Here is a 25,553-nt window from a genome sequence, read left to right on the forward strand (position 1 = left end):
GAGGGCCCGGGCGAGCTCCCGCGTCGGCAGCTGTCCCGATGCCTCCAGGCTTCTCACCATACGCGCATTCCGCGCGGGGCTTTCACTCTTTTCTCCCTCATTCATGGCAAAATCCGCTATCCTCACCCGGAAGACCGTCGAATGGTCCGACGGCCCTTTCGTGAGTGTCGTTTTTTTCGGGTCCGCATGTGAAGGTTTTATTGGCCCAGCGATCGGAAAAGCTCCGCGCCGCGTGGCGCCTGCTGTTCCCGACCTCCGTCCTCGCCGGCGGGCTGCCGCCGCGTCCGCCACTGACATTGCGAATGGAGACGTTGCAGCCAAGTGCCGCCGAACAGGCGGCGCTTCGGACGGCGGCCCGGCGCGGCCGCCCGGTCGATGTCGAGCTGCCCCGGGACGTGTTTCTCGAAAAGACCGTCAGCATCCCGCGCGCCGCCCGCGCGCAGGCGCAGTCCGCGATCGCGGTGCAGATGCGACAGGAGATGCCGGCGCAGGGGCGGGGCCTCGTCTGGCGCGAGGCGCTGCCCGAGCGTCGCGGCGATCGACTGCATTTTCCCGTGCTGCTGATGAAGCAGGACGAGCTGGCGGCGCTGAGGCGCGCGGTGGAGGAGACAGGCGCGCCGCTGCGGCTTGTCAGGGCCGCCGTCATGCCAGGCATGGCACCATTTCTCGACCGGCGCGGCGTTACGGATCGCGCCCAACGGCGCTGGACCGCGCTGCTGGTGCTGCTCCTGGCGTTGGTGGCGGGCTGGACGCTGTTCGAGCGTTGGAGCGCGTTGTCGGAACTGGAATCGAGGAACGCCGCGCTCGCCCGAGAGGTCGCCGCGCTCATGGATCAGGCGGTGGAGGCGCAGCAGGAGGCGGTCTCGCGCGAGGCGTCCCTGTCGACGCTGGCATCAGAGATCGCGAGCTTCGAGGCGGAATACCACAGGCTGCCGATCCTGACGGATCTCACGGCGTTGCTGGAGGATCGGGTCTGGCTCTCCGCCCTGTCGCTCGACCGCGACGAGATGCGGGTCACCGGCTTTGCAGAGATGGAAGTGACGGCGGTCGTCGAGGCCATCCGCTCCGCCCCTTGGGCCGCCGAGGTCGCGCTCGACGGGCCGGTCATCCTCGACCCGGTCAGCCGGCAGAACCGGTTCCAGCTGCGCGTGACGCTGCGTGCGGAGGAGGCGACATGAGGTGGATCGGCGCCTTGGTCGGCTTGGGTCTGATGTTCCTTGCGGGGGCGACCTTGGCGCATGGGCTGTCGCGGATTGGCGTCGCCCGGCAGGTCGCGCTGGAGGCCGAGGCCGCGCGGTTGCGCCAGCAGGTCGGCGAGCTGCAGTCGCGGATCGCGTTCTGGCAGGCGGCGGGCGCGGCGCTGGTCCCGCCCGAGGGCATCGCCCATCGCAGCCCCGACGAAACCAGCAGCACCCTCGCCGTGCAGAAGGCGCTGTTCGAACTCGGCGCCGAAGCGGGTCTGACGCTGTCGACCATCGGCGCCGCGCCGCCCCCTGCAGGCTTCAGCCAGCCCGTCGTGGCGGTCGAACTGGAGGCGCGCGGCCCGATCGGAGCGGTCGCGACATACCTCGCCGGGCTGGAAGCGGTGGAGCCGCGCCTGGCCGTGTCGCAGATGGTGATCCGTGCGGCCCCGCGCGGTTTCGAGGCCGCGCAGCGGATGTCGCAGGTGACGATGCGGCTGGTGGTCTGGGGTTTCTGGGTCTCGACTGCGGAGGAGCTGTAGCATGAGGGCCCTGCGCCACCTGCCGCCTCTTGCGCATGTCGCGCTGCTCGCGGGCTTCGGGCTGGCGCTAGACTGGAGCCGCGAACCTCCCATGGCCCTCGTATCGGCCCGCCCCCAAACCGGTGATGCGGCCCCGTCCGCCCCGGGCGATCGGTTGTTCGCCTTCTCCGGTCCCCGAGACTACGGCGACCGCCTTCAGGAAGTAGCCGAGCGGCCGCTCTTCGTGCATGGCCGGGGGAAGGCGGTGGCGTCGGCTCCGCCGCCCGCCGAGAGACCGCCCGAAACCGCTCTGGAAGCACCGGTCCAGATCTTCGTGAGGGGCACCATGGTCGATGCCGGGGGTGGCCAGGCGCTGCTGGATATTCCCGATGGTGAAGGGGAGGTCTGGGTAAGGCTGGGCGACAGCATCGCCGGCTGGCGGGTGGAGGAGATCCTCGTCGGGTCGATACGGCTGTCGCGCGACGGCGAAAACCGCACGGTCCGGCTGTTCGAATGAGGGGCAGGACGACATGCCACGACCTGCACGCCCCCGGGCCGGCCGCGCGCGATGTCTTCGCGCCGCTGGCCGGATCGTAGGGGAGCGAGAGGTGCCTGTATTCGCCTACAAGGGTTACACCTCCGCCGGGCAGAGCGAGCGCGGGCGGCTCGAGGGGACGTCCGAGGGTGCGGCCTACGAGACGCTTCGGGCGATGGGCCTTTCGGTCGTGGAGCTGCGCGAGGCGGGCGCGGGTGCCTCGGTGCCGTGGTATCGGCGAGAGGTCGGGCTCGGGGCCGGGCAGATCCCGCTCGAAGCGCAGGCCGCGCTGGCCGAGCAGATGGCGGTGCTGTTCCGAGTCAGGCTGCCGATTTTGGAAATCCTCAGGGTGCTGGGCGCCGGCACCCAGCGGCGCGACGTTCGAGGACGGTTGGAGCGGGTGACCCGACTGGTCGCCGAGGGCCTGCCTTTTGCCGAAGCCTTCGCCCAAGCCGGGCCGCGCGTCGCCCCGGTCTTCACCACGCTATTGCGGATGGGCGAGAGCTCGAACGAGATGCCGGACCTGCTGCAGGATCTGGCCAAGCATCTGCGCAGCCAGCAGCGGCTCCGCGCCCAGATTGCGGCGGCGCTGATCTACCCGGCGGTGCTCGTGGCTGTCGGGATCGGGGTGCTGGTGCTGGTAAGCCTGACCTTCGCCCCGGCGCTGGAGCCGCTGTTCCAAAGCCGCGGCCTCGCGCCGCCGACCGGGCTCGCGGTGTTTCTTTCGCTGCGCGATCTCGTGGCGAATTGGGGGGTCTGGCTCGGGCTGGTGGTGGTGGCTCTCGCCCTGCGGCTCGCACGGGTGGGGGTCGTGACGCGGCTGCCGGTGATCGGACGGCTGGCGCAGGACACCGCGCTTCTCCGAATGACTCGCGGGCTGGAACTGCTGCTCCGCTCGGGCATGTCGCTGCCCGATGCGCTCGACTTGCTCGGCACGTTGCAGCCGGGGGCCGCGCATGCGGCAGCCATGCGCGCGGCGGCGGAGCGCTTGAGGAGCGGCGGCCGCGCCTATGAGGCCTTCGCGCAGGCGCCCCGGATGCCGCTGCTGTTTCTCGAGCTCTTCCGCATCGGCGAGGAGACCAACACGCTCGGCGCGGTTCTGGGGACATTGTCGGAAGCGCTCGCCGCCCAGATCGAAAGCCGTATCGGGCGGCTGCTGCGGGCGCTGACGCCGGCGCTGACGCTGATGGTCGGCGCGCTGGTGGGCCTGCTGGTCCACGCTGTGATGGAGGCCGTCTTCTCGGTGAGCGACCTTGCGTTCTAGCGCTGCCCGCAATGCGGCCACGCGCCGCCGCGCGACCTCGGGCTTCACCATGCTCGAGGTGCTATTGGCCTTCGCGATGCTGACCATCGTGACCGGCGCGGTGCTGGGGGTGACCAGCTCGGCGCTGCAAGGGAGTGCGCGGCGCGTGGAGCGGGCCTGGCTGGTCGAACTCGCGCGCTCGGTGACCGAGGAGCATCTGGCCACCCGGGGCTTCGTCGCGACGGTGGAGAGCCTCGGCCAGTATGAGGAATGGCATTGGCGCATCGAAGAACGACCCGCCGAGCCCATCGTCGCCATGCCCGGTGTGGCGCTGGACGGCTACGTGACGGTGGCGGTCTCGGTCTGGAACGATGCCGCGCCCGAGCGGGTGGTCACCCTCGAAAGCCTCGTCGCCGAAAGGCCCGCGCCGTGAGGTCGAAGGGGGACCGGCCCGCTGCGCCGCGCCGTCCACGCCGCAACCCCCGGGCGGGGGTGACACTGCTCGAGCTTCTGGTGTCGCTCGCGATGATGGCCGCGCTGGCGCTGATCCTCGCCTCCACGCTCGACGTGACGGCGCGCGGCGCAGGCCGCCTCGGCGCCGAGGCGCGCGGGCTTGCGCCGCTGCTCGATCGGGCGACGCTGCGCCGCTGGATCGAGGACATGCCGCCCGGCGCGATCCTCGCCGGCAGCGCCGAGCGGATGAGCTTCGACACGCTGATCGACGCGCCGCCGTTCTGGGCGGGCGATCTGACGCGAATCTCGATCGAAAGGTCGGGCGACGCGGTCCGCGCCGTGGCACTACTGCCGAGCGGCGACATCGGGCGGGAGATCCTGTTGTCGGAAGATGGCGCGGGCTTCGCCCTCGCCTATTGGGGCCGTCTGCCGTCGGGCGTCGGTCACGCGTGGTTCACGGAATGGCCGCCCGGCGCGGGTCTGCCGGACCTCGTGCGGATCGGCTACGACATCGACGGCCGCGCCGCGCCGCCGCTCAGCGTGCGCCCGGCGCGCGCGGCGCATCACAGCGTGATGTCGCTGTCTTCCCTGTCGCCGCCCGGCTGACCGTCCCGGCCCAGCGTCAGCAGTTCGAAGCCGCCATCCGGCGCGGGGTAGAGATAGAGGAACCTCCGCCCCCAGGGATCGGTCAGCCCGTCCGGCCCCTCCAGATAGGGGCCGCGCCAATCGGCGAGACCCGAGGGCATGGCGATCAACGCGTCGAGCCCTTCGGCCTCGGTCGGGTAGCGACCGGTATCGAGGTAGTAGAGTTGCAGCGCGCTCTTGAGGTTGGCCATGCTGACCTGCGCGGCCTGCGATTTGGCCCGGCCAAAGCTGTCCATCAGCCGTGGCGCCGCCAGCCCGGCCACCATCACGACGATGGCCATGACCACCATGATCTCGAGCAGGGTGAGCCCGGCCCGGGGGTTTCGTCGGGACCTGTCGCGGTTCAGTGCCATGGCATGCCCGGAAGTTGCAACAAAAAGACCATGTATATTGCGTAAGCTAGGAAGGGCCCGAAAGGAATTCCCAAATGGGTTGTATTCCCGCTGCCGCGCCGCGCCGCCAGCGCCGCCGCGATGCCGCCCACGCAGGCGATCAGCAGCGCCCACCAGATCGCGGCGAAGCCGGTGCAGAGCGTGCCGGCGCCGATCAGCTTGGCATCGCCGATCCCCAGCGCCTCGCGCCCCATGCAGCGGAAGGCGAGGTCGCCGCCCACCCACAGCACCGCGGCCAGGCCGAGCGCGAGGGCGATTTCACTCCCCAGGCTCGCCGGGCGCGCGACCCACTGGAACAGAGCGCCGCAAAGCGCGATGCTGATGATGGCGGTATCGGGGATCTCGAACCGGCGCAGATCGGTGACGCTGAGCCAGATCAGCGGCACTGCGAGCACTGGCGCGAGCCACGCGAGACCACCCGGAGAGGCGTGCCATGACACCAGCAGGAACGTCGCGCCGTAGACGGGGACGAGAACGATGAGGACCGAAGAAACGGATCCGGACATGGGAAACCAACCAGCAGCCATACGCGAGCCTAGACGCGGCATGGTGCTTCTCGCAACGCTTGGTGGCGTGCTGATGCTTGCCTCCATGGCGCTGGCGCTCGAAGCGCGCGGCGCGGCGACCCGCAAGGTGCTGGCCGGGCTGGAGCGGTCTCACCGGGAGGCGGTGGACGCGGCCTCGGCGCGCGAGCTGCTGCGAGGGGTGCTAGCCGAGGCGCAGCGCGGCGCCGTCCCGCACCCGGAGCTGTCGCGGCTCGACGGCACCCCGTTCGAACTCGCGCTGGACGGCAGGCTGTGGGAGGCGCGCGTGAACGACGTCGACGGGCTGGTCGATCTCTATCTCGCGCCGCCGGAGGTATTGGCGCTGCTGCCGGCGGATGCGGGCGAGATCCTGCGCCGCCGACAGGCGCTGCTGGCCGAACTGCCCCCGGGAGCCCGGTTGTCGAGCGAGACGCAGTCGCTGGCGCGGCTCGGTTTCGACGCCGCGGAACGGGACCGCCTCGGGCCGCTGGTCACCCAGCTGGCCCGCACCGGGCAGGTCAATCCCGACCTCTCCCCCGCCGCGATCCGCGCCGCAGCGGCGGCGCTGCCGGGGGCCGATCTGGCCGCGGGCCGGACCGCCGAGATCTCGCTGCGCCGCCTGCCGACCCCGCCGCCTCAGTAGAGGCCGTTGATTTCCAGCGGCAGCCGCCGCACCGTGCGCTGCCGCAACGCCGGGACCGCGCCGGTCGGTTGGGTGTCCGCCGCCTCCGCCGCCTGCAGGCGCGAGAGGCTGCGCGTGGCCGCGGCGCGCACGTCGGTCGGGTCGAACAACACGGTAGGGCGCATGAACACGAACAGCGTCCGGCGGGTGCGTTCGGCGCTGCGCGAACGGAACAGCTCACCTACCACGGGGATGTCGGCGAGGCCCGGCACCTCCTGTTCGGTGGACTGACGATCATCCGAGATGAGCCCGCCCAGCACCACGGTGCCGCCGCTCATCGCCTGGACCGTGGTTTCGATCACGCGGCGGTTGGTGACCAGATCGGCAGCGCCCTGCACCGACGCGTTGACCAGCGACGATACCTCCTGCGAGATCTCGAGCCGCACCACCCCGTCCGAGGTCACGCGCGGCAGCACCTGCATGGTGATGCCGACATCGCGCCGCTCGATCGTGGTGAAGGGGGTGAGCGAGTTGCCGTCGGTGACGAAGCTGCCGGTCCGGAACGGCACGTTCTGGCCCACCACGATCGTCGCGGGCTTGTTGTCCATGGTGGTGACGCTCGGCGTGGAAAGCAGGTTGGCCGAGCTCGACTGCGACAGCGCCTGCACCAGTAGCCCGAAATCGTCGCGGCCGACCCCGACGCTGAGCCCGGTCGACAGCGCGCCGGCCCCGCTCTGCCCCAGCGCTAGCAGCACAGACTGCAGCGAGCTGCCGGAATTGCCGAAATTGGTCGCGACCAGCCGCCCGTCCGGCACGCCGCGCCCGAGGCCGAGCTGCGCGCCGAGCCGGTCGGCCATGTCGCCGGACACCTCGACGATCGCCGCCTCGATCATTACCTGCGCGCCGCGCACGTCGAGCGCGTGTACCAGCCTCGAGACCTCGGCGAGCTGCCGGGGCGTGCCCCGCGCGATCACCGCATTGGTGGCCGTGGAGGCCTGCACCGAGACCTGCGATGCGGGCGTGGTCGGCACGGCCAAGGCGACCCCGTCGGCGTCGACCAACTCGAGCTGCGCCGCCAGATCGGTGCCGCCCTGGAGCGTCGCGCGGATGATCTCGGCCACAGCCTCCGCATCGGCGAATTTGAGGTTGTGGATGGCGGTGTCGAGCGTCTCGGCAGGGGCGCTGGGTGCCGTCGGCCGCGCGACGTCCATGTCGCGGGCGAGGGCACGTATCTGGTCGATATCCGACTGGACCCCCCGAACCAGCAGCACGTTCGAGCTCGGATCGACCGAGATCCGCGCGCCGGTGCCCGCCTCGCCCAGCACCTCGCCGATCGCGGCCCCGACCGAGGCCGCGTCCGCATGCTGGAACCGGATCACCTCGGCCACCACGTCGTTGCGGGCGTCGAAGCCGCGCGCGAAGGCGATGATCCGGTCCACGTTCTCCTGGGTGTCGGTGATGACGATCGCGTTCGGATCGTCGACCGCCTCCATGTAGCCGGCCGGGTCCACCAGCGGCCGCAGCACCCGCACCGCCTCGGCCGAGGGCAGCCGTTCGAGCGGCAGGACCCGCGTGACGAAGTCCTGGCTGCTGCCGGTGGCACCGGCCCCGCGTGACCGGGCTTCCGCTTCTGGGATCACCTCCCAGACAACGCCGCTCTGCACCGCCACGAAGCCGCGCACCCGCAGCACCGACTGGAACAGGGTCCAGACCCCGTCGCGGTCGAGCGGCTCCGAGGAGACCACGGTCACGGCGCTGTCGAGCGTCGGATCGACTACCAGCGTGCGGTTGGTGATGCGCGACACCTGTTCGGCCAGAACCGAGATGTCCGCATCGCGGAGGTTGATCACGAAGGTCTCGCCGGTGTCGGCGACTTGAGCGCGCCCCTGCGACGGCTCCATCGCGAGCGCCACGATCAGCACGGGCACGAGCAGACACAGCCGTTTCAGCGCATCGCGGAGATCCGCCCTGCCGAGTGTCCTGCGCCGTTGACCGCGATGCCGTCCGATCCGTTTCACGACGCTCCCACTCTTCGTCGCCCCAGCCTGTCCCTGCGCGGTCACCCTAGGTCATCGCGCCCCTACGGCAGAAGCCGCGCCGCGTGCCCCGGCGCGCAAGGTCAAGTTGTGATGCAGTCGCGACACGCTGCGACCTCTGCCGGTCGGGCTGCGGGCCAGGACGGGAGGATCGGGGTTGGGGGCCGCGCCCATCTGCGGCAATCTCCGCGAAACGGCACCGCGCCGGGCACATCGCGAAGGAGAGGCAGACGATGCCGAGGGAAGCTCAGCCATACTCCGCATTCGGGGCGCGTGCCACGATGGCGCCGACACGGCGCCGGATCCTTGGCGGCCTGGCGGGGCTGGCCGTCTCGGGTCTCGCAGGATGCGGCGTCAGCGGTCCAGGCGGCGCGCAGGGCGTGCCGCCCGGCACGCGCGGCCGGGCGGCGCTGCTGCTGCCCCTGACCGGGGATGCGGCCCGGCTCGGCCAGTCGATGCGCCAGGCCGCGAGTCTCGGCGGCACCGGTGTCGGGCTCACCGCCGAGCTGGAGATCCTCGACAGCGGCGGCACCGAGGAGAGCGCGGTCCGCGCCGCGCGGGCGGCGGTGGAGGCGGGCGCGCAGATGCTGATCGGGCCGCTCTTCAGCGCGCAGGCGGCGGCGGTCGCGGCGGCGGTGCCCAAGGACGTGCCGGTCGTGGCGTTGTCGAACGACGAGGCGCTGGCCGACACCGGGGCCTTCGTGTTCGGTGTCACGCCCCGGCATTCGGCGCAGGCGATCCTCGGCTACGCCGCCGCGCGCGGGTTGCGCGACGTCGCGGTCGTGGTCCCGCCCGGCGCCTTCGGGACCCGGTCGGCCGAGGCGGCGCAGGCCTTGGCCAAGCCCCTTGGTATCACCTTGCGCCCGACGATCACGCGCGCGGAGGCCGGCGGTCTGCGGGCCGCGCTCGAGGCCGGGGGGGCGGGCCTGCCGAAGGCGGTGTACCTGCCGGCCGCGGACGCCACGCTGTTGCCCTTCGCGCAGGCGCTGGCCGGCAGCGGCGTCCAAATTCTTGGCTCCGTGCAGTGGTCCGGTTTCGCGCCGGTCGACGCGCCGGAATTGCAGGGCAGCTGGTTCGCCGCCCCCGACCCGCTGCGCTTCGAGCCGTTTGCTCAGGCCTTCGCGCGCGAGGCGGGCGCCGATGCCGAAGCCGGGATCCTGGCCGGGCTGACTTTCGACGGCGCAGAAATGGCGCGACTCCTGGGCCGGATCGGCGCGCAGAACCGCGAGGGGCTGTTGCGCGAGGCAGGTTTCAGCGGCGTGCTGGGACCCTATCGTTTCGTGAAAGAAGGGCTCTGCCAGCGCGGTCTGGCGGTGCTCGGGGTTGAGGGGGCTCAGCTCACGCTACTCAGCGCCACGGTGGGGTGAGGATACTATAAATCTCGGCTGATCCTGTGGCGGCGACATATCGATCGGAAGATAAATACATAATGAACGCTACGCGTATAAGTTGTCTTTATGGGCGCGCGCTACTTCCAACTGCGACTCTTGTTTGAAAACAATGCCCTATCAAGCAGGAGTTTTCCAGTATGGGACGTGTTTACGCGCAGCTGACGCTCGAGGAGCGCCGCAAGATCGAACGCTGGCGCCATGCCAGAGTATCCGTGAACGAGATGGCGCGGGTGCTGCGGCGTCATCGCTCGACCATTTTTCGCGAGCTCAAGCGTAATCGGTTCGAAGACAACGAGCTGCCCCATCTCAGCGGCTACTACGGCATGCTGGCCCAGAAACGGGCCGCCGAGCGCCGCCACAGGCGTCGTAAACTGATCCGGATGACGGCCCTGCGCGAGGCCGTCATCGATCGCTTGAAAGCTGGTTGGTCACCCGAGCAGATCGCCGGGCGGCTACGCTTCGAAGAGCATCGCAGCAACATTTGCCATGAAACGATCTACGCCTTCGTCTATTCGCAGGACGGCCAGAGCCAGGACCTGGCGCGTCACCTGCCTGAGCGTCGCCGCCAGCGCAAACCCCGTTATGCCCGTCGGCCTCGAAGCCCCGTCTTTCCATTGGAACGCGCGATCCAGAATCGGCCGGATCACATCAACGACCGTAGTGGGTTCGGAGACTGGGAAGGGATTTGATGATCTTTCGCAAGGAGTTGGGCAAGGCCAACGTCGCTTCTCTTGTTGAGCGCAGGACCCGCTATGCCGTCCTGTTCCGCAACAACGCCCGCAGCTCCAAGCATCTGATGAACCGCCTGATCGCCCTGCTGTCGCCTCTGCCCCTATCCGCACGACGCTCGATCACCTTCGACCGGGGGGATCGAGTTCAACCGCTGGCGTGATCTGAGAATGGGAATGGGCACCGAGGCGTGGTTGTCTAATCGCAGCAGCCCGGTCAATCCCTGCAACCAATGAAGACCGTATCGCACTGGTTTGCAGCGCAGCGCGATAGAATGGGCTCAGGAATACTCAGCGGTTCGCCATGACGGAGGGCATGCGTATGTCGGGGGCATGGTTGTCTTCGCGGTCGGCACGCGGCTGCCGCATTTCGGGTTCCGCAGGTGTGGCCTCCCTCATGTTCTGCGCGCAGTCTCTTTGAGCTGCTACCACGCATCTCGGATTGGCCAGACCTCCGTCCATGACAGGGACGCCTCCTCACGTCAGATCATCGACGCGCTGAGCTTGATGCGCGAAGGGTTCTCTCAGGCGAACCCTTCGCGTGTCGGGATGAATGGCTGGCCGGTCTTCAGCATGGTGTGCATGATGACGGACAGCTTGCGCGCGACAGCGATCGCCGCGCGCTTGAAACCAAGACGCTCGCGCAATTGCAGACCCCACACCTTGAGGTCGCTCGTCGTGTCGGCGCGCGTCCTCGCAAGCAATGCGGTCGCCGCCTCATATAGAAGTCCGCGCAGGCGGTGATCGCCACGTCGCGAGATGTGTCCGTCGAGATCCACCGCGCCGGACTGATAGCGGCGGGGTGTCAGGCCGAGCCAGGCCCCAAGGGACCGCGAGTTCCGGAAGTTCCTCGGGTCTTCCACCGCGGCGACGAAGGAAACCGCCGTGATCGCTCCGATGCCGGGGATCGTCATCAGCAACCTCGTGTTCCGCCCGTGCCGGGCCGCGGCCAGAAGCTGACGGCTGAGTTCGGACACCCGAGCCCGGACGGCCTGCCAGACCTCCACCAGAGGCAAGATGATCTGTGCCAGTTGGGACTGCCCTTGCAGCAGGTCTTGGACACGAGACAGGAAGACGCGTCCCTTGCTCTTAGGGACGATGAGGCCGAACGTCTTCATGATGCCGCGGATCTGGTTGGACAGCTGGGTCGTGATGCCCAGAAGCTGCGCGCGCGCCGCAACCAGCGTGCGGATCCGCATGGCCCCGAACGACTTCACCCGCACGGCTTTGTAAAAGCCGGTCTCCGCAAGGCGTGCCAGGCCTTCCGCATCGTTGGCATCGGTCTTGTTGAGCGTCTCTCCCAGGATTTTCTGGGCATGGCGGGCCTCAATGCAGATCGCGGGAAGCCCCTCCGCCGACAAGGAGTGAAAGAACCAGGTCGCGAGCGGCCCGGTCTCGAAGACAACCTTCTCCGGATCAGGAGCGTGCTTGCGGATCGTCCGCGCAATGGTGGCGGGATCCGAGCAGCATTTTCCACGCCAGATCCGCTTGCCGCCTTGGCGGATCGCGATCGCCGTGTCCTTCAGCGAAACATCCAGTCCAACATACTGCGTCATGGCCAATCTCCATCCGATGCGGTCGCGAGCCTGACGGGCCCGCTCCCCAGATCATATCGGTGGGAAACCCCGCTCTGCATCGACCACGGGGCAAACGCTCCCAGCGATTACCCCATGTTCTGTGACCCGCAGGCGCCTTGGCAGAAAGACTCAGTCGAGAACCTGAACAAGCGCGCCCGGCGCTATCTGCCGCGCGATACGGCCATCGCCGCATTGTCAGACCACGCGATGGCGGAGATCAGCGCGCAGCTGAACGCCACACCAAGACGCTGCCTCGGCTACCGGACACCCGCCGAGGCTTTCGCCGAGGAACTCCGTCAGCTCGACCTATCCTGAACCTGTGTCGCAACCAGCATTGAATTCACACGCGGGTTCTGTCTTGGCTGACGGCGGTGACGAGCTGGACGGAATTAATCTTCGCGAAGGCCAGCCTCCTCTCTAATGCATGCACCGGGCAAGTGGCCTCGCTGGAGCCACAGGCAATCTCGATTTCGCGTCAGCCGGTCTTGCCGCGCAGTGTCATCAGCACGCCGGCCTCGAGGATATCGACTCAGCCGCTGCCATCGATCCTGTTGTCCTTGGCTCGGTCGAGCCGGACCAGCTCCTAGCGGCGCAGCGCCCCGGCGAAGCCGATGAGCCGGATCGCTCGATCGCGTTCTCCTGCAACGGTAGCCGGGCGCGACGGCGGCGGATGCCAAAAAGCACGGACGAATTGTGGCGGTCGCGGCGGTCGAGCTGCATTCCGCGCTGCGCGTAGCCTCGATCGAAGCCACCGAGAGCGCGCGCGCCTTGCCCGCGGGCGCCGCGAGATCGGTGATGTAGAGCCCGATGAGTTCGGGGGAGGGGGGCAGGGGGGCGGCGCCCTTCATCCGGCACCAGCGGGCGAAGGCGGTCCAGTCGCGCAGGTAGGCCCGGCGGGTGTTCTCGGAGACCGCGTGGTCGGCATAGCCGCGGGCTGTGTCGACGAGGCGGTCGATTGTGCCGGAGCCCGCGGTATAGGCGGGCAAAGCGAGCGGCGGAGCAGGGATTTCGGGGGCTCCGGTCACGTCGAGCAGCGTATCAATTTCATGTCCAATAAATTAACATACTGAACGCAATAGGGACTGCATCCATGCTCATGGGTGCCGTGCCGAGCTTCCATTGATCATGATCTCCCGTATGAGAGCGGCTACTGCGCGGTGCGTCTGAACGTCAATTCCCGGCCCGGTGGCGTTTTCATGCGTCGTCGCCGCGTCTTGCAGGACACCCAGGATTTCGTGTTTCGGCAGCAGCTGGCGGTCACTGAGCGCAAGAAGGAGCGCCTCGCAAATCGAGAGCGCGGCCATGCCGGAGTAAGCGTTCTGATCAGTCATGCGGGGATATCCTCTCTGAAAGCGACGCCACCGGACGTGTCGGGTTTTAGTTGAATGCCGACATGTTGGCACAAAGTGCGGTATGGTGAACTGATCGAAAGCAGCCCTCATGCCTGAAGTTTTGGCCCATTTGGAAAGGGGAGGAAGGCGTTTGCCGGCCGGTTCATTCGACGCATTCGCGCGCAAGCTTGGCGCCTTCGTCGCCTTGTCGGCGACGGAGCTCGATGTACTGTCACGCCTGCACCGCCGTCGCAGGACCTTCGTGGCCGGGCGCGATCTTGTGCATCAGGGGCAGTCTGAGCAGGCCGCCTACATCCTGACATCGGGCTGGGTCTGTTCCTATAAATCGCAACCGGATGGGTCACGCCAGATCATCGATTTTCAGATCCCGGGTGATTTCCTCGGCTTGCGGAGCATCCTTCTGCATACTTCTGACCATGGCATCGAACCTATCGTGCAGATCGAGGCCGCTGAAGTTCTGAGACAGGATCTCTTGGATGCGTTTGCGCATACTCCCCGCTTGGCGACAGCGGTCCTATGGGCGGCGTCGCGGGACGAGGCAATGGTCGTGGAGCACTTGGTGGGGTTGGGACGGCGCAGCGCGTTGGAGCGTATGGCCCACATGTTGCTTGAACTGGGGGCCCGTCTGGCGCTGGTCGGCATGGGGGACAAGTCAGGCTATGAATGCCCCCTGACCCAATACCATCTCGCGGATGCGCTGGGATTGAGTGCGGTGCATGTCAATCGCGTGCTCCGGCAATTGCGTGAGGAGAAACTGGTGACCTTCCGGGGCGGCCATGTCACTTTCGACGATTACTCACGCCTCGTCGCCTTGGCCGATTTTGATCCGGCCTACCTTGATCAAATGGGCCCTTTGCTCCGTTGACAATGCCGATACAGAAGCCTGGGTGGACAAACCACCCGAGACCGTGCCTCAGCATTCAGGCCAGAAGAGTCTGTTGGTGCGAGACCCGCAGCCAGTCCCCCTCCCGCAGGTGAAACGAAGACATGCAGAGCGCCTCGAATATCGCGCTGTCCGCTTGGTTCGCTGACACGCGGTAGGCAAGCAGGATCATGCCGCCGCTCCGCGTGAATATCCTGTCCAACAACGAGACAGAGGACCAGTCCGAGGCTTGCAGCCATCCAGTCCACACGTCGACCCCTCGCAGGGGACAACTCTGACCAGGAAGAATAAACACGGCATCCGTCGCTGTCGAGGCGCGCGCCTCAGATAGGCTACGGCCCCAGAGGGTTCTTTCGATCCTCCAGAGCAAGGCCTCTTGCGGCGGAATGGGTTTTCGCGCCGAGCCTGGAAAGGGTTGGAGATTGGGAAACGGCAGGATCATTCTCCGGCGCCTGACAGGCCGAAGTACAGGATCTGAACGAGCGCCAGCAGGATCATGAGTAGCCAGAAGACAGGCAATTCGAGCTTCGTACGAACTCCTCCCTGCGCCCCATCGTCACGCAGGTTGGTTCCGGTCCGCATCCGTTCGGGAAGAAGAGAAGCCAAGCGTTTCGCTGTGGACCCATGCCCCTGCCTGAGCGCTGGCACATCGAGAAATCCGATCAGCAGCCGATCGAGTCGTTCGCGCGCGGCCGGTCGTGACAGCGCCGCGAGATTCGAGGCTTCTGTTCTGGGATCGAGGCCGAGCCTAGCGAAGGTCGACAGGACGGTCACGACATAGCCATTCTTGTCTTCACCTACCGGAGCAAAGAGAAATCGATCGCAATCACTCGGGGCGGAATGAAGCTGGTCTGTTTCGGTCATGTCGATAACCTTTCATAAGCACACCGGTTCAAGCTCAGTACTGCCCGTGGAAGAAGCAGGATTTCTGGATGCCTCTCTAAGCAGCCGGGTGTGGAATGGCTCACTCTTGCAGAAAAGGCGCAAGGGCGCGCTGATGCAGATCAGTCACCCATACTGGTGCAACACCTGACACTGAGGGGTGGCATCCATCTCGTGAACTTCTTGAGAAACTTCGATCCACGCTAACATCGATCAGCCTCACCAGCAGGGCTGGGTCGTAAGGTGCTTCTGTCAGTTGGTAGGGGCATGGCCCTTGACCGACGACTGGCGTGAGCAATGCCTGTCAGCAATTCGGGAGAGCTTCGAGATGACCGTGCGATCCTCCACGTCGGTGGTGACGTTTACCCATCCGTTCCGCATCTCCGGCTATCCGGACGAGCTGCCCGAAGGCGAGTACGTGGTGGTCGTCGAAGAAGAGCTCCTTCAAGGTCTCAGTTTCGAAGCCTATCGAAGAACCGGCACCTACCTGAGCGTCAAGGGCAGGGGGCAACGCGCGGACAGTTCGGAGACGCGCCCGATCGCCCAGAAAGCACTGGAGGCTGCTCTCGATCACGACCGGACACTTGCGGCCAAGGCCGCCCGGCGAGCCGGCAGCTCTCCAGGCTGAACAACACGAGCCGGGTTGCTGGATCGTCCATCCCGTAGCGCAGAAAAGGAGACGCGCGATGTCATTCAAAGACCTGTCAAAGAAGGCGGCCCAGGCGCCGAAATCGTCCGAGGCCAAAAGCCCGCCACAGAGTCCCGCCGCGAAAGACTCTGTCCCGGCACCAGACCATGCGGCCCATTCGCCAAAAAAGTCTTGAACTCTGAAGCCGAGCCCAAGGCGACGTCTGGCGACATGCTCAGCAGAACGACGGCGACCTTCTCGCGTGCGTTCATACTTCCTGGCTTCTACGAGACGCTGCCAGCAGGAGAGTACGACCTTGAGACTGAGCTGGCGGCTCCTCTCGATCATCTGGACCCCGCGGGCTGGAAGGCGTCAGTCCGTGTTCACCTGCACCCATGCGGTACGCATCCCGGACTGTCGCGCAGCCTGACGGTGTCGCTGGCCGATCTGGAATTCGCCCTGATGAAGGACGGTCTTTCGGACACGGACCTGAGGCATGCCTTTCTTGAGGGCATGCTGGCCGACCCACTCGTGCGCCTGCTGATGCAGGCCGACGAGGTTTCGGAGGCGGAACTTCGGCGCTTTTATGCATGCCCGCCCCCCCGTGAGCCGCGTCTTGCCAAGACGGCTGACCGCTCTTTCGTGCCCAAGGTAGTCAGGGCGGTTGCTGACAGGCTTGCCATCCAGTCGGCCGAGAACGAGGGCATGCCGATACGGTAGCCTCATAGGTCGAGTTGATTGTCCAAACGGTGGCATGATGCATATCCGGCGCTTGCTCAAGCCCGGGTCGATCAACAAGGGGGAGCAGAAGGCATGTGCCAGAGACAGCAGCGAAGCAGCAAGTCAGCGATGAAGCCAAAGTAGGAGAAGGCCCCGCCGGTCGCGCCGTCGAGCGGACCTTCGGCGACGCGGCGGCGCCGAAACTCAAGGAGAAGCACTGAGCCGGTTTCTTGCCGTCGCAGAGCTCATCCCCTTCCAATCACTACCGCGCGCAATGCGCGGATCGTGGCGCATCCGCGCCAACCACATCGCAATCAGCTTCGAGATCGAAGCAGGAGACTAACATGGCCAACATGAACGTGACGCAATCTCGCAAAAACATGGGCATTATCGCCGCCGTTCTCATCGGTGCCGTCGTGATCGCCGCCTATGTCTTTGGCTGGTATGGCGGCGATCCCACGGTGGCGATCCCCGCGAACTGAGACGTTCGCAGCCGTTCGGGTGATCCGGGCGGGCTCACGCCCGGAGGCGTGGCCGACGAGTGGCCGGTCGAGGTGCGCGGGCAAAGGCCCGATCATTTCGGGCGGCTTCGCGGACCGTCTGAATAGGATTTTCGACAAGGCGGGCCGCGATGACGTTTCATGCTTCCCAAGCACCACGCTCGCCCCATGGCATCGGCGAGTACCTGTCGGACCTTCAACTTGCGGAACTCGGGCGCGATCTCGCGGGGCGATCCCGCGTTGAGGTTCCGGTCGGCTTCGGAGCGGTCATGCCGCGACGCGCCCGGCAGCTTCGTGAGCAGACCGCCACGATCTATCGCAGGGTGTTTCGTGCCTCGCAGGGAGAGCAGCTCATCGGCCCGGCTGAAGAGTGGCTGCTCGACAACTTCCACCTTATAGACGAAAATATTCGGCAGGTCGAACAGGCGCTGCCGCCCCGCTACGTCCGGCAGCTTCCGCAGGTTGCGATCTCGGAAGGGCACGCCGCGCCGCGCGTGGTCGCCTTTGCGTGGAAGTTCGCGTCGCATTCCTCGTTCGAATTCGATGCCGCCCGCCTGACCGCGATGATCAATGGCTACCAGACCATCGACGCCCTGTTGATCGGCGAGCTTTGGGCTCTGCCGTCCATGCTGCGCTTCATTCTGATCGAGGAGTTTGCCAGTCTCGCGCAGCGTATCGACCGGGCCCGAACCATGCGCGATCGCGCGAATGGTCTGGCAGACCGGATCGTCGCGCTGAATGGCGCGCCGGAGCGGGGCCTCCTCGAGGATGAGATTGCCGTCTGCGAGGACGACAGCTTCGCAAGTCAGCTGCTCTACCGGCTCCGCGATGCTCCCGAGCGGACCCATGCGGCGATCGATTGGCTTGACGAAGCGCTGATCCGTCGTGGCAGCAATGCGGAGGAGGTACTGATTGCGGAGGAAGCGCATCAGTCTGCGGTGACAGTGCTGATCGCCAGCATCATCCGCAGCCTGCGCACCATCGACGATCTGGACTGGATGAAGTGGTTCTCTTCGGTCAGTCTGGTCGACGCGGCGCTTGCTGAACGATCCAATTTCGCGGCGCTCGATTTCAAGTCCCGCGACCAGTATCGCAATGTGGTCGAGGAACTGGCTCGGCAGTCGGGTCATAGCGAGCTTGAGGTTGTGGAGGCGGCACTGCGGCTGTTCGAGGCCGAAGCGCAGGGCCGAGGCGGCGCGGAGGCCCGTGTGCCGCACCCGGAGCAGCCCGATATCGGGTTCTGGCTAGTCGGCCCGCGCCGTCCCGGGCTCGAGCGGGATCTCGGGGCGCGCCTGCCGCTGAAGAGGCGGGCCGAGCGCGGCTACCGGCGGCTGGGCTGGCTGGCCGTGGCGGGACCGATCCTGCTTCTGACCGTGCTCATCGTAGCGGCCGGGATCGTGACGCTGAGCCTCGCGGGGCTCTCCACGTGGCAGGTGCTCTTGCTGTGCCTCCTCGCCGCCTTGCCCGCCAGCGAGGCAGCGAGTGGGCTGTTCAACTTCGCCGCGTCGCTGCTGAAGGGGCCGGTCCGGCTTGTCGGCTTCGAGTTTCCCTGCGGCGTCCCGGAGGAGGCGGCTACCCTCGTGGTCGTGCCCTGCCTGCTGTCATCACGCGATGCGATCGATGACCTGTGCCGGCATCTCGAAGTGCATTACCTCGCCAACCCGAGAGGGCAGGTGACCTTCGCCCTGATCAGCGACTGGTCCGACAGCCCGACCGAAGCGGCTCCAGACGACGCGGATCTTCTGGATCATGCGCGCGATCGGATCGACAGACTGGCCCGGCTCTACGCGCATGACGGCCGCAGGCGGTTCCACCTGCTCCACCGTGCCCGGCAATACAACGCGTCGGAGGGCGTCTGGATGGGCTGGGAGCGCAAGCGCGGCAAGCTCACCGAGCTGAACCTGCTATTGCGCGGTGATGCCGATACCTCGTTCCTGCCCACTGATGCGGCGCTGCCGAAGAGCATCCAATACGTCATGACGCTCGATTCCGATACGCGTCTCACCCGCGACGCTGTGACCAAGCTCGTCGGTAAGATGGCGCATCCGCTCAATCACCCTGTGCTCGGCCACGATACGGGGCGAGTCACGCGCGGCTGGTCGATCATGCAGCCACGGGTGACGCCGTCGCTCACCACCGGGGCCGAGGCGTCGACTTTCCAGCGGGTGTTCTCGCGCGACCGCGGGCTCGATCCATATGTTTTCACCGTCTCAGATACCTATCAGGACCTGCTGGGCGAAGGCTCCTTCACCGGCAAGGGGCTCTACCACGTCGATACGGTAAGCAGAGTGCTGACCCATGCTTTCGGCGAGAACGCGATCCTGAGCCATGATTTGGTTGAGGGGGCGATCGCCCGCTGCGCGCTGGTAACTGATGTCGAGCTGATCGAGGATTTCCCAACTCGCTACGAGGTCGAAGCGGCGCGTCAGCATCGCTGGGCACGCGGCGACGTGCAGCTGCTGCCTCTGATCCTGGGCCGGTCGGGCATCGGTGCCCTCGGGCGCTGGAAGATGATCGACAACCTGCGGCGGATCCTCGTGCCGATCTTCTGGATCGCGGCCTCGGTGAGCGGGTGGATCCTGCTCGGACGGGACTCGGCGCTGGTGTGGCAATTGTTTCTGATCCTCAGCCTGTTCGTAGCGCCGACCTTGCAGCTGATCCGATCGGGTCTGCCGCCAGCCGTCGACATGGTCACGCGGACGCATCTGCGCTCGCTTGCTGTCGACGTGGCCGCGGCGACCGCGCAGGTCGGCCTGCGGATCCTGTTCATCCCGCACGCGGCGGCCTTGATGTCGGATGCGGCGATCCGCAGCCTGTACCGCGTCTTCATCAGCCGCAGGCACTTGCTGGAATGGCGCAGCGTCGGGGCCTCCGGTCCAGTCACCGCTCCGGGTCTGCTGTCCTATTACTGGATCATGCTCTGGCCGGTGCTGGTTCTTCTTGCCGGCCTGACGCTGCTTTATCTGATATCGGCTCCGGGGTTGCCGATTGCGCTAGGTTTCGGGCTCGCCTGGAGCCTCGCGCCCGCCGTCGCTTGGTATGTGAGCCGCTCGGCCGAGACCGAGGACCGGCTCGATATCGACCCGGCCGATCGCGCGGCGCTGCGCCGGATCGCGCGTCGCACTTGGGAATACTTCGACCGCTTTGTGACCGAAGAGCACAACTGGCTGCCGCCGGACAACTTTCAGGAGGACCCCGAGCCGGTCGTGGCGGGCCGCACCTCGCCCACCAATATCGGTCTCTACCTGCTTGCCACCATCTCTGCGCGCGACTTCGGCTGGATCGCGCTACGCGATTGCATCGAGCGGATCGAGCAGACCCTCGCCACCGTCACATCCATGGAGACCCTGCACGGGCATCTCTACAACTGGTACGACACGCGGAGCCTCGCGCCGCTTTTGCCGCAATACGTCTCAACCGTCGACAGCGGCAATCTTGCGGGGCACCTTGTGACGCTGTCGGCAGCGCTGCGCGACTGGGGGGCGGCACCCTATGTTCACCTGTGGACCGGCGTCGAGGGAATTGGCGACGTCGCCTCGATTCTGCGCGAGGAGCTGGCGGACGTGCCGGACGACCGTCGCACGATCCGGCCCCTGCGCCAGCGGCTGGAGGAGCGGCTGGCGGGGTTCGAGCGGACGCTTGAGACGGTGCGCCGCGCGCCCGAGGCGGCCTCGGTCCGCACCCATACGTTGTTGGCGATCGCCGAAGACATTGACAACCTCGCCCTTGGATTCGGCTCGGAATACGGTGAGCGGGCTGTGGCCGTGCGGCACTGGGCCATACGACTGAAGACCGTCTGCGAGGCCGGTCTGACGGATGCCACGCTGGGCCTGCCCGCGACCGAAGCGCTGCGCGAGCGGCTCGAGCGGACCGCCGAGCAGGCACGCCAGCTGGCCTTCTCAATGGACTTCACCTTCCTCATGCAGCCCGATCAGCGGCTGCTGTCGATCGGCTACAACCCCGGGGAGGGCAAGCTCGACACCTCCTGCTACGATCTTCTCGCCTCCGAGGCGCGGCTGACCAGCCTGTTCGCCGTGGCCAAGGGCGACCTGCCCAACGAGCACTGGTTCCGGCTCGGCCGCCAGCTGGTAAGCGTCGGAGCGCGGGGCGCGCTGATGTCGTGGTCGGGTTCGATGTTCGAATACCTGATGCCCCCGCTTGTCATGCAGGAACAGACAGGCGGGCTTTTGAACCAGTCCAACATGCTCTCGGTCAAGGCGCAGATCGATTACGGCCGCCGCCGTCGGGTGCCTTGGGGCATTTCCGAGGCCGCTTACAACGCGCGCGACCGGGAGATGACCTACCAGTATTCCAACTTCGGCGTGCCGCTGCTGGGGCTGAAGCGCGGCCTCGCCAGCGATCTGGTGATCGCGCCCTATGCCAGCCTTCTGGCAAGCCAGTATCGCCCCCGCGCGGCGGTGAGCAATCTCGAACGACTACGCGACATGGGCGCGCGTGGCGATTACGGCTTCTACGATGCGATCGATTTCACACCGGCGCGGCTGCCCGAGGGCGCACGTCATGCGGTGGTCCGGACCTACATGGCGCACCACCAAGGCATGTCGATCGTCGCGGTGGCGAACGTCGTGTCGCAGGGGCTCATGCGGACGCGGTTTCACAGCGATCCGGTGATCGAGGCGGCCGAATTGTTGTTGCAGGAACGCTCGCCGCATGAGGTCCCGGTGATCGTCGCATTGACCGAAGAGAACGTGCGCCTTACCGGCTCGGCGCAGCTGACCAGCGCGGCACTGCGCGAGATCGACGATCCGGCCCGGGCCGGGCGGGCCGTGAACCTGCTGTCGAACGGGCACTATTCTGTCACGCTGACCGCCACGGGCGCCGGATCGGCGGTCTGGAACGGCTTGGCCGTCACGCGGTTCCGCCCGGATCAGGTCGAACAAGTCTGGGGCAGCTTCCTGTTCCTTCGCGATCTCGAGACCGGCGACTGGTGGTCGGCCACGGCTGCGCCCCGCGCCGCCCCGGGCGAGACGGCGCATGCCGTGTTCTCCGACAGCAAGGCCGAATTCTACAAGACAGTCGGCACGCTGCGCAGCCGCGTCGACGTTATCGTCGCTTCCGAGGTCGATGCGGAGGGCCGCGCCCTGACCTTGTGCAACGACGGCGAGACCGATCGGATCGTTGAGGTCACCTCCTATGCCGAGCCGGTGATTGCCCCGGCGCGGTCCGACGCCGCGCATCCCGTCTTTTCCAAGATGTTCATCCGCACCGAAATCGCCGAAGCCGGCGCCGTGATCCATGCCTGGCGCAACAAGCGCAGCCCTGACGAGCCGGACATGCATGTGGCGCATCTTCTTGCCGGTCTCGGCGGCGGCCGGATCACCAGCGCCGAGACCGACCGCCGCCGCTTTATCGGGCGGGGCCGGACCCTGCGCACCGCCGCAGCCTTCGACCCCGACGCTCCGCTCTTCGGCGGGGCGGAGCCGTCGGATGGCTACACGCTCGACCCGATCCTGTCGCTGCGCCGCAAGGTCCGGGTCCCGGCGGGCAAGGAGATCCGGCTGGTCTTCTGGACCCTTGCAGCCCCCGGCCGAGCCGAGGCAGAGGCCTCCATCGCCCGCTACATGCATCCCGAGGCGTTCGACCGCGAAGCCATGCACGCCTGGACCCGGTCACAGATCCACCTGCACCATGTCGGCGTCGATCCGGCCGAAGCGGCGATCTTTCAGACCCTCGCGGCCTCCTTCGTGCTGCCCGACCGGTCGCTCGGGGCCGCGCCGGATGCGCGGCGCCTCGGCGCGCAGTCGATGCTGTGGCGCCTGTCGATCTCGGGCGACGCGCCGATCCTGACAATCCGCATCGATGCCGAGGCGGATATCGAGGTGCTGCGTGAGGCGCTCAGGGCGCATGAATACCTGCGCAGTCGGGGCCTGCTGATCGACCTCGTGATCCTCAACGAGCACGCAACCTCCTACGCGCAGGATCTCCAGACGGCGATTGAGACGATCTGCGCCAGCTCGCGGCACCGCGCCCTGATGGGCGGCGGTCTCGCGCATGTCTTCGCGCTCCGACGCGATCTGATGGACGAGGCGACCTGCGAGACCCTGCTCGGCGCGAGCCGCGCAGTGTTCCACGCCCGCAACGGGCGGCTTTCTGTCCAACTCGGACGCGCGGCGCGTCTGACCGGGCGTGAGCGACCCGATGCAGAGGCGCGGCCCGACCACGAAACTCGACCGGGATGGCGCGCTCGTCACGAGGTCGCCCGCCCGGATCTTAGCCAGAAACCGCCCGAGCCCCGAGGCGGCGACGGTCTGGAGTTCTGGAACGGAATCGGCGGTTTCGACGCTCGGAGGCGCGAATACGTCGTTCGCCCGGAGGCGGGCGTCCCCACGCCGCATCCTTGGATCAACGTGATCGCCAACACGCGGTTCGGCTTCCAGGTCTCCGCCGATGGCGCCATGTCGAGTTGGAGCGTCAATTCCCGGGACCATCAGCTCACGCCGTGGTCCAACGATCCGGTGATCGACCGGCCCGGCGAGGCGATCTATGTGGTCGATCGCGACACGGGGATGATGTTCAACCCCCTGCCGCGCCTTGATACGGCAGGAGGCGCGCGCTTCGAGGCCCGGCATGGCATGGGCTACAGCCAGTTCCGGCGCGACGGCGGCGATCTCGCGATGACGCTCACACACCGTGTGGCGGCCGAAGATCCGGTGCGGCTGTCCCGGCTGGAACTAAAGAACACGGGAGAGCGGCGGCTGCGGCTGCGCATCACCGGCTATGCCGAATGGGTGCTTGGTCATGACCGCGCCCACACCGCGCCGTTCGTCGCGGTCCGGGCCGATCCGGCCGCGGGCCTGATGACGGCCTGCAACCCTTTCGATATCGAGTTTCCCGGCTGTGTCGCCTTTCTCGCCTGTTCGGAGCCGGTGGCCGCCTTCACTGCGGATCGGGGCCGCTTTCTCGGCGGGGGCGATGTCTGGCGACCCGAGGCGGTGATGCGCGGCCTGACCTTGGGCAACGGGATGGAAACACATGGCGACCCCTGCGCCGCAATTGCCACCGATCTGGTGCTCGAACCCGGCCAAAGCGCGCGGTTGAGCTTCCTGTTGGGCGACGGGGCGGGTGCGGGGGAGGTGCGGGCACTTGCCCGTCGCCACCTCGCGGCGGAGCGGGACTCGTGGTTAGATCCCTGCGACGCGGCGGCGGCGGACTGGGCACCGCTTCTCGATACGCTGCAGATCCAGACGCCGGACCCGGCGATGGACCTCATGGTCAATGCCTGGCTGCCTTATCAGGGCGTCGTCTGTCGCCTGCGCGCGCGCTCGGCGTTCTACCAGGCCAGCGGCGCCTTCGGCTTCCGCGACCAGCTGCAAGATACGCTGGCTTTCCTGTGGCAGGATCCCGGCCTGGCCCGGCGACAAATCCTAAACGCCGCGGGGCGGCAGTTCATCGAAGGAGATTTCCAGCACTGGTGGCTGCCGCAGAACGGGGCAGGGGTGCGGACCACAATATCGGATGACTGCGTCTGGCTCGCCTATGCGGTGTGCCATTACGTCGATGTGACGGGCGACGTCTCCCTGCTCGACGAAGAGCTGCCCTTCCTGTCGGGGCCGCCGATCCCCGAGGGCGCGCATGACGCCTATTTCCAGCCTGAGACAGCGCAGGAAACTGCATCGGTCTACGAACACGCGGCGCTCGGCCTCGATCTGGCGATCAGCCGCGCCGGCGCCCATGGTCTGCCATTGATCTTGGGTGGTGATTGGAACGACGGCATGAACCGTGTCGGCGAGGCGGGCAGGGGTGAAAGCGTCTGGCTCGGCTGGTTCCTCGCGCATGCGCTCGACCGACTGGGAGCGATCGCGTCGCAGCGGGGGGACGGCGCCCGTGCCGACGCTTGGGCCGCCCATCTGAAGTCGCTACGCGAAGCGCTCGACACGGCTGGCTGGGACGGGGAATGGTACCGCCGGGGCTATTACGACGACGGCACCCCACTGGGCTCCAAGACATCCGAGGAATGCCGCATCGATTCCATCGCCCAGTCCTGGAGCGTGATGTCGGGCCTCGCCGATCCGGAGCGAAGCGCGCAGGCGATGGCGAGCGTGCTGGCACATCTTCCGCACCGGGAAGCCATGCTGATCCGCCTGTTCACGCCGCCCTTCGCTCGGACCCCGCAGGAGCCGGGCTACATCAAGGGCTACCCGCCCGGTGTGCGCGAGAACGGCGGCCAGTACACCCATGCCGCGGCTTGGGTGGTCTATGCGCTGGCCGAGATGGGGCAGGGCGAGGCGGCGCATGACTGTTTCTCCATGCTCAACCCGATCCGGCACGCGCTGAACCCGGCCGCTGTCGCGACCTACCGGACCGAGCCCTACGCCGTCGCGGCCGACATCTATTCCGAAGGTGAGCGTCGGGGCCGTGGCGGATGGACTTGGTACACGGGCTCCGCCGGCTGGCTCTATCGTGCTGCGGTCGAGGGCATCTTGGGTATCCGCAAGTCTGGAGACCGGATCACCGTGCGCCCCAACCTGCCGGACGCGTGGCCGGGCTATTCAGCTCGCCTGAAGATCGAAGGGACGGTTCACGAAATCGATGTGACGCGCAGCGACGACGGTAGCCTCGTCATCAAGGTGGATGGGACGGAGGCACATAGGACCGAGTCATTCTGCGTATAGCATTGATGATCACGCTGTGGAGCGACTGCGTCGGTGGGCTCCTCCGTGCAAGGAGTACCCAAAACTGACTAAGGCATTATATGGACTTAAAAATCTCAGGTGTGTCA

20 protein-coding genes and 2 pseudogenes are annotated in these 25,553 nt (G+C 66.9%); 15 read left to right on the forward strand and 7 right to left on the reverse strand.

Annotated features, from left to right (window positions below):
* Positions 1 to 302: 302 nt before the first annotated feature.
* From FHS00_RS07810 to FHS00_RS07835, 6 genes are all read left to right on the forward strand, one after another.
* Positions 303 to 1,178, forward strand: coding sequence for a PilN domain-containing protein (locus FHS00_RS07810; RefSeq protein ID WP_183471550.1), 876 nt, complete (start codon positions 303 to 305; stop codon positions 1,176 to 1,178).
* Complete coding sequence (locus FHS00_RS07815) at positions 1,175 to 1,723, forward strand: GspMb/PilO family protein (RefSeq protein WP_183471552.1); 549 nt, start codon at positions 1,175 to 1,177, stop codon at positions 1,721 to 1,723. Before FHS00_RS07810 ends, FHS00_RS07815 begins: the two co-directional genes overlap by 4 nt.
* A 1-nt stretch (position 1,724) precedes the next feature.
* Positions 1,725 to 2,219: a hypothetical protein gene (locus FHS00_RS07820; protein ID WP_183471554.1), complete on the forward strand. Its 495-nt coding sequence runs from the start codon at positions 1,725 to 1,727 to the stop codon at positions 2,217 to 2,219.
* 91 nt (positions 2,220 to 2,310) lie between these two features.
* The gene (locus FHS00_RS07825) at positions 2,311 to 3,501 is read left to right on the forward strand and encodes a type II secretion system F family protein (RefSeq protein ID WP_183471556.1); all 1,191 of its coding nucleotides are present in this window, start codon (positions 2,311 to 2,313) and stop codon (positions 3,499 to 3,501) included.
* The gene (locus tag FHS00_RS07830; protein ID WP_183471558.1) at positions 3,491 to 3,913 is read left to right on the forward strand and encodes a type IV pilus modification PilV family protein; all 423 of its coding nucleotides are present in this window, start codon (positions 3,491 to 3,493) and stop codon (positions 3,911 to 3,913) included. Before FHS00_RS07825 ends, FHS00_RS07830 begins: the two co-directional genes overlap by 11 nt.
* Positions 3,910 to 4,539, forward strand: coding sequence for a prepilin-type N-terminal cleavage/methylation domain-containing protein (locus FHS00_RS07835; protein ID WP_183471560.1), 630 nt, complete (start codon positions 3,910 to 3,912; stop codon positions 4,537 to 4,539). Before FHS00_RS07830 ends, FHS00_RS07835 begins: the two co-directional genes overlap by 4 nt.
* On the opposite strand, the gene gspG is transcribed toward FHS00_RS07835, so the two are convergent.
* Positions 4,497 to 4,931: a type II secretion system major pseudopilin GspG gene (gspG, locus tag FHS00_RS07840; protein ID WP_183471562.1), complete on the reverse strand. Its 435-nt coding sequence runs from the start codon at positions 4,929 to 4,931 to the stop codon at positions 4,497 to 4,499. The genes FHS00_RS07835 and gspG overlap by 43 nt on opposite strands.
* A complete protein-coding gene (locus FHS00_RS07845; RefSeq protein WP_183471564.1) occupies positions 4,922 to 5,518 on the reverse strand; it encodes a prepilin peptidase in 597 nt (198 codons plus the stop codon). The genes gspG and FHS00_RS07845 overlap by 10 nt, the downstream gene beginning before the upstream one ends.
* Here FHS00_RS07845 and FHS00_RS07850 point away from each other — a divergent pair.
* A complete protein-coding gene (locus tag FHS00_RS07850) occupies positions 5,517 to 6,137 on the forward strand; it encodes a hypothetical protein (protein ID WP_183471566.1) in 621 nt (206 codons plus the stop codon). The genes FHS00_RS07845 and FHS00_RS07850 overlap by 2 nt on opposite strands.
* Here FHS00_RS07850 and gspD read toward each other — a convergent pair.
* Positions 6,131 to 8,134 carry a type II secretion system secretin GspD gene (gene gspD, locus FHS00_RS07855; protein ID WP_343064592.1) on the reverse strand — a complete coding sequence of 668 codons (2,004 nt, stop codon included), beginning with the start codon at positions 8,132 to 8,134 and terminating at the stop codon, positions 6,131 to 6,133. The genes FHS00_RS07850 and gspD overlap by 7 nt on opposite strands.
* A 299-nt stretch (positions 8,135 to 8,433) precedes the next feature.
* Here gspD and FHS00_RS07860 point away from each other — a divergent pair, with 299 nt between their 5' ends.
* Positions 8,434 to 9,519 carry a penicillin-binding protein activator gene (locus FHS00_RS07860; protein ID WP_183471567.1) on the forward strand — a complete coding sequence of 362 codons (1,086 nt, stop codon included), beginning with the start codon at positions 8,434 to 8,436 and terminating at the stop codon, positions 9,517 to 9,519.
* A 161-nt stretch (positions 9,520 to 9,680) separates the two neighbouring features.
* Positions 9,681 to 10,487, forward strand: a pseudogene (locus tag FHS00_RS07865) (IS30 family transposase); the annotation flags it as partial.
* 308 nt (positions 10,488 to 10,795) lie between these two features.
* Here FHS00_RS07865 and FHS00_RS07875 read toward each other — a convergent pair.
* Positions 10,796 to 11,827 (reverse strand): IS110 family RNA-guided transposase, encoded by a 1,032-nt coding sequence (locus FHS00_RS07875; protein ID WP_183471570.1) that lies wholly within the window; start codon positions 11,825 to 11,827, stop codon positions 10,796 to 10,798.
* Between the two features lie 117 nt (positions 11,828 to 11,944).
* On the opposite strand from FHS00_RS07875, the pseudogene FHS00_RS07880 reads away from it, so the two are divergent.
* Positions 11,945 to 12,163: pseudogene (locus FHS00_RS07880) on the forward strand (transposase); the annotation flags it as partial.
* A 779-nt stretch (positions 12,164 to 12,942) separates the two neighbouring features.
* On the opposite strand, the gene FHS00_RS07885 reads toward FHS00_RS07880, so the two are convergent.
* Positions 12,943 to 13,179: a hypothetical protein gene (locus FHS00_RS07885; protein ID WP_183471571.1), complete on the reverse strand. Its 237-nt coding sequence runs from the start codon at positions 13,177 to 13,179 to the stop codon at positions 12,943 to 12,945.
* Positions 13,180 to 13,288: 109 nt separating this feature from the next.
* Between FHS00_RS07885 and FHS00_RS07890 the strand changes: the two genes are divergently transcribed.
* Complete coding sequence (locus FHS00_RS07890; protein WP_183471572.1) at positions 13,289 to 14,065, forward strand: Crp/Fnr family transcriptional regulator; 777 nt, start codon at positions 13,289 to 13,291, stop codon at positions 14,063 to 14,065.
* Positions 14,066 to 14,120: 55 nt separating this feature from the next.
* Here the strand turns inward: FHS00_RS07890 and FHS00_RS17870 are convergent, their stop codons facing one another.
* Positions 14,121 to 14,255 carry a hypothetical protein gene (locus tag FHS00_RS17870; RefSeq protein WP_281372285.1) on the reverse strand — a complete coding sequence of 45 codons (135 nt, stop codon included), beginning with the start codon at positions 14,253 to 14,255 and terminating at the stop codon, positions 14,121 to 14,123.
* Positions 14,256 to 14,521: 266 nt separating this feature from the next.
* Positions 14,522 to 14,947, reverse strand: a complete 426-nt coding sequence (locus FHS00_RS07895; protein ID WP_183471573.1) for a hypothetical protein — start codon at positions 14,945 to 14,947, stop codon at positions 14,522 to 14,524.
* Between the two features lie 292 nt (positions 14,948 to 15,239).
* On the opposite strand from FHS00_RS07895, the gene FHS00_RS07900 reads away from it, so the two are divergent.
* The 4 genes from FHS00_RS07900 (at position 15,240) to FHS00_RS07915 (ending at position 25,446) form a co-directional block, all read left to right on the forward strand.
* Positions 15,240 to 15,593, forward strand: coding sequence for a hypothetical protein (locus FHS00_RS07900; protein ID WP_246391176.1), 354 nt, complete (start codon positions 15,240 to 15,242; stop codon positions 15,591 to 15,593).
* A 231-nt stretch (positions 15,594 to 15,824) separates the two neighbouring features.
* Complete coding sequence (locus FHS00_RS07905) at positions 15,825 to 16,313, forward strand: hypothetical protein (RefSeq protein ID WP_183471575.1); 489 nt, start codon at positions 15,825 to 15,827, stop codon at positions 16,311 to 16,313.
* Positions 16,314 to 16,657: 344 nt separating this feature from the next.
* A complete protein-coding gene (locus FHS00_RS07910) occupies positions 16,658 to 16,795 on the forward strand; it encodes a hypothetical protein (RefSeq protein ID WP_183471577.1) in 138 nt (45 codons plus the stop codon).
* A 287-nt stretch (positions 16,796 to 17,082) separates the two neighbouring features.
* Positions 17,083 to 25,446, forward strand: coding sequence for a glycoside hydrolase family 94 protein (locus FHS00_RS07915; protein WP_246391178.1), 8,364 nt, complete (start codon positions 17,083 to 17,085; stop codon positions 25,444 to 25,446).
* Positions 25,447 to 25,553: the final 107 nt, after the last annotated feature.

The sequence above is a fragment of the Limimaricola variabilis genome (assembly GCF_014195545.1).
In the GTDB taxonomy this organism is placed as follows: Bacteria; Pseudomonadota; Alphaproteobacteria; order Rhodobacterales; family Rhodobacteraceae; genus Limimaricola; species Limimaricola variabilis.